General features: G+C 53.9%; 5 protein-coding genes. All 5 read right to left on the bottom strand.

Annotation, left to right across the window (positions count from 1 at the left end):
* On the bottom strand, positions 1 to 360 hold a 360-nt coding region (locus MK323_15025; protein ID MCH2483457.1), incomplete at its 3' end, for an ABC transporter permease.
* 90 nt (positions 361 to 450) lie between these two features.
* A complete protein-coding gene (locus tag MK323_15030; protein MCH2483458.1) occupies positions 451 to 1,539 on the bottom strand; it encodes an extracellular solute-binding protein in 1,089 nt (362 codons plus the stop codon).
* A gap of 71 nt (positions 1,540 to 1,610) precedes the next feature.
* Entirely contained in the window at positions 1,611 to 2,717 is a 1,107-nt protein-coding gene (locus MK323_15035; protein ID MCH2483459.1) for an ABC transporter ATP-binding protein, read from the bottom strand.
* Between the two features lie 257 nt (positions 2,718 to 2,974).
* Positions 2,975 to 3,265, bottom strand: coding sequence for an ABC transporter permease subunit (locus MK323_15040; GenBank protein ID MCH2483460.1), 291 nt, complete (start codon positions 3,263 to 3,265; stop codon positions 2,975 to 2,977).
* A gap of 71 nt (positions 3,266 to 3,336) precedes the next feature.
* Positions 3,337 to 4,710 (bottom strand): malonyl-CoA decarboxylase (locus MK323_15045; protein MCH2483461.1); only part of this gene is annotated, 1,374 nt, incomplete at its 5' end.

Consider the following 4,710-nt stretch of genomic DNA (forward strand, 5'->3'; position numbering starts at 1 on the left):
GCCAGCATCGGATGAATCGACGCTGGCGCCCGCGTTGTTGGCGATGAAAAACTTGTTGACCGTGGTGAAGTCGAGGTACAAAGCCTCAAACAACACCTCCTCTGGCAGGCTTTGCCGATCCCAGTTCTCGATCAGGCTGAAGGTCAGTGGAAACTGATAATTGACCATGCTGTCATCGACGCTTCTGATCAGAAGATTGCCGATTGGCAGGATGAATACAATCAAAAGGAACAGGAACGCAGGCAGGACAAGAATCAGCGCCCACAGCTTGCTACGGCGCATGGAGCGCTTCAGGCTGACCCTGAGCGGGATGCCGTCTGCAGTCAGGATCGGAGCGGATGAAGCGTTCGCAATCGCCATAAATTTCCTGACCCTGTTCGCCTAAAAACAAACGGGGCCGGGCGCTGATACGCCCGGCCCCAGTGCATTACCACAACAACTTAACCGCGCTTACTGACCCATCCAGGCCGTAAAACGCTCAGAGATTGCGTCCCCGTTGTCTGCCCACCAGTCGGGGTTGGCAAATACAGCGTTCGCCATGGCCGCGCCGGCATTCGGCATGTGCGGCATGATGTCAACGCCGGTGTTAAAGAAGGGTTCATTCGCAGCGATGATTTCCAGGCCTGAAGCCCGCATCGGACCGTAGTTGATCCACCTGGCCTGGCCGGCCTGCTGTTCCGGTGCGGAAGCATGGATCAAGAATGCCAACGCTTCATCGTAGTTGGAAGAGCCCTTGAGCATGGCCAGCCATTCCTCTTCGAGTACCTGACCGTCCCAGTTGACTACGTAGTCGGCGCCCTCGGTAAGCATGGCCGCCCCGATTCGGCCGTTGTAGGCCAGCGCGATAGAGACCTCACCGCTCTCGATGAGTTCAAGCGGCTTGGCGCCCGATGACCAGAACACGACGTGGTCCTTGATCGTGTCAAGTTTGGCGAACGCACGGTCGATACCGCCGTCAGACGACATCACATCATAAACGTCTGCTACGGCAACACCGTCTGCCACCAGCGCCATCTCGATCAAGGCATTGGCCCAGGTATGGATGCCACGTTTACCCGGAAACTTTGCAACATCAAAAAAGTCCCCGATGGTGCTTGGGTTGCCGGCGGGGTTGCCGTCAAAGGTGCCATTCTTATAGAACGGTACGTAGGACCAGAAAATCTGCGGAACCACGCAGTCATTGGGTACCGGTACCATGGTGTCGTCATCCATCGAGGTGCCATCCGGTGCCGGCGTAAACACATCCCGCGGCAACTCTTCGAAGAGTCCCTCGTCACAGCCTACCCGGGCTTCGTGCGGCAGCACGTCGACGATGTCCCACTGGATACTGCCAGACTCTACCTGGGTACGGACCTCACCCAGGCCACCGTTGTAGTTAACAAATGTTGCGGTGCCACCCGTAAAGGTGTCCGCATACGCTTTTTGCTGGCTCATGGTGTAGGCGCCGCCCCAGGATGCAATCGTTATTTCTGCCTGTGCGGGTAACACAATGACGGCGCCGAGGGCCGCTGCCAGTGCAAACTGCAGGGAATTTCTCATTACATTTCCTCCACTTTTGTTGTGAAAATGCTGCCTCAGGGACAGCGCTATTCGCCATTGAAATCTCCGGATTAGACGCCTTCAAAGACATCCAGTGCTCGGCAATCTTCAACAGACCAGCCGAACTTTACCATGTCACCTTCTTGCAATATGGTATGCTGGGTGGCGTTGGGAATCTTGACGATGAAATCATCCTGCCCACAGACCGAGGCCCGGGTCCGGAGGTGGTCGCCCAAGTAGATCAGTTCCTCGATCCGTGCATCAAACAAATTGGGATATTTCCCGGGTTCTGGGTTGACTTCCACCCTTTCGGGCCGGAGCGAGAGAGTCGTTCGACTGCCCACCCCTTCGACGTTCGCCTTGAGCGCCTGGACCTGGTCTCCACCGTCGACCTGGACCTGACAACTTTCACCATTTATGCTGGTGACCGAGCCCATCAGAGTGTTGTTTTCACCGATGAACTGCGCCACGAACGCGTTTTCCGGCCGCTCGTAGAGATCTTGTGGTGAGGCAAGTTGCTGCACTACCCCATCATTAAAAACGCAGATTCGGTTAGACATCGTCAACGCTTCGGACTGGTCATGGGTAACATACACCACGGTCACCTTAAGGTCTTCGTGAATGTGCTTGATCTCGTACTGCATCTGCTCCCGAAGTTGCTTGTCGAGTGCACCGAGGGGCTCGTCCATCAGCACCAGTTTCGGATCGAAGACCAGCGCACGTGCTACCGCGACACGCTGCTGCTGGCCACCGGAGAGTTGAGCCGGCCTGCGGTTACCGAAGCTGCCGAGCCGTACCATGTTGAGTACCTTCTTAACCCGGCTTGCAATTTCGGATTTCCCCATCCGCCTGACCTGAAGAGGAAACGACAAATTCTCGTTGACTGTCATGTGGGGGAAGAGCGCATAGTTCTGAAATACCATCCCGATCCCCCGCTTATGGGGTGGTACTGCATTGATGGGCCGATTCCCAAGGAAGATCTCGCCGTGGGTGGCCGGCTCGAATCCAGCCAGCATCATCAAACAGGTCGTCTTGCCAGAGCCAGAAGGCCCCAGCATGGTCAAGAATTCTCCGCGATCGATGTCCAGATTGAGGTTCTTGATGACCAGCTCTTCGCCGTCGTAACTTTTCTGCACTTCATTAAATCTCACATAGGCTTCTGTCTGATTTGTATCCATATTCTTCAGTCCTTCCTTCGTATTTCAGTCACGCTCTCTGCCCGCAACCCAACAGCTGTCTAATTCAGGGAACTGCTCATTCTATTATTGACTGGATAACTCAATATTAGTTAATAGGGACACCTATGTACTCTATATCTGACGAGACTTATGTTTTTCCACATTGTGTCTTAATGTTCAAGCATTCTTAACACCTAATGACTCTACTGCCGTGGAATATAGTGTACTACGCAAAGATCTCACCGGTTCAAGTGGTTCTATTCTGCACCCAGGGGCCGAATTAAGAAACGCTCATGACGACGGCGCAACAACTCAACACAAAACAAAACCACCACCGGCAATAACACCATGATCGTTGCAACGGCGAGTATGGTCAGCGTAATTTCCTGTCGTATTCCAGACCAAATCAGCCGCGGCAGTGTAATCTGATTTTCGCTACCCAGAAATATCACCACGACGACCTCATCGAACGAGGTCACAAACGCAAAAAGTGCACCGATAATGATCCCCGGAAAGGTCAGCGGCTGAAATTCCGATCTATCGGTCATGAGTTATTCGCCAACTGATCTGTTCAAGCCAACAAGGATTGGGATAGATCACACGATCTGGCGGGTCACCATCAGGTCTTGAGTAATCCACTTATAGACTTTGCGCACACAATCTTGCCATCTGTATGGTAAGCCTCATGATTGGATTCGATATCCTTCAGGCGGTAGCGATAGTTCACCATCAGGCAGGCTGACTGCAGTTGCCCTCTTTTGGAGGTGTCACCCAGCCAGTTCAGCCGTTCAATACTGGCGCCATTGGAAAGATGAAAATTTGCCACGGGGTCCAGTGCCGATTCTCCCCGTTTTGCTTCCATCAGGTAATGTGTGCACAGTACGAGCAGCGGCTCGCGGACCTGGTCCACAGCGGCCACGTCGCGCACCCAGCTTCGATCTGAAAAGATCCGGTTTAGATCGCCGTGATGCTGGAGCCAGCCGACGGCATCGCTCAAGTTACCGCTACCGCGATCTTCACCAGCGGTCAGTTCCTGTAGCCAACTGGCAAATCCGGGAATGGGTGAGAGCGTTGAAAATTCCTTGAGTTGTTTGTGGTCACGGCTCAGTCTGTCGACAACACGCTTGATCAGGAAACTGCCAAGCCCCACACCGTCAAGACCAGATTGCGTTGCTGATATCGAATAGAACACCGCCGTATTGGCTTCGCCCAGTTCGACCTCGGCGCCCTGAATGCTGAGTAGATTCTGAATGTTATCGGGAATACCATGCGTGAGCGCGACCCAGACAAAGATCAGCGGGTCATTGGGCATCTGCGGATGAATAAATGCATAGCAGCGCCGGTCAGCCGCGGCCAGGCGGTGCTTGATGTCACGCCATGAACGAATCGGATGGACTGCCTCATAGTTGGCAAGAGTTTCCAGCAGAGCCGCGGGTGCATCCCAAGTGATGCGATGAAGTTCCAGAAAACCGATATCAAACCAGCTCTCCAGCAGATTCTTGAACTCACGATCAAATGCATTCAGTTGTGGATCCTCGCCTTTCAGGGCAATTAATTCAGACCGCATGCCGACCAGAAACTTGATCCCTTCCGGCAGATCATTGAACTGAGTCAACAGTCGAATTCGCGCAGAACGAAGGGTCGTGCGCAACTCCGCTTCGGCCTTCAATCGCCCACTCTGCGCATCAGAGTCAAGGCTCACTTCAAGCCAATGATCAACCACTTGTCGTAGGTCAGTTGTATCCACACCGTAGTGGGCAGCCAGTAGACGCAGAAAATTTCTCCGGCCTTTAAGATCCAAATCCAAGTACACACGGCCGAGTTCAGCAGCACGGGCATGGGCAGATACTGCGCCGCCACTACCTAACAGGCAGGCGTCAATCTGGCGCTGAACCAGATGATGGTCCTCAGGCGGTAGTCCTGGACGGATGGCACCAGTAATCCGGTTACGTGCCATCTGACCCGCATCGATCCACACTTGACGCAGCTGCTG

The organism is Gammaproteobacteria bacterium, assembly GCA_022450155.1.
Classification (GTDB): Bacteria; Pseudomonadota; Gammaproteobacteria; order Arenicellales; family UBA868; genus REDSEA-S09-B13.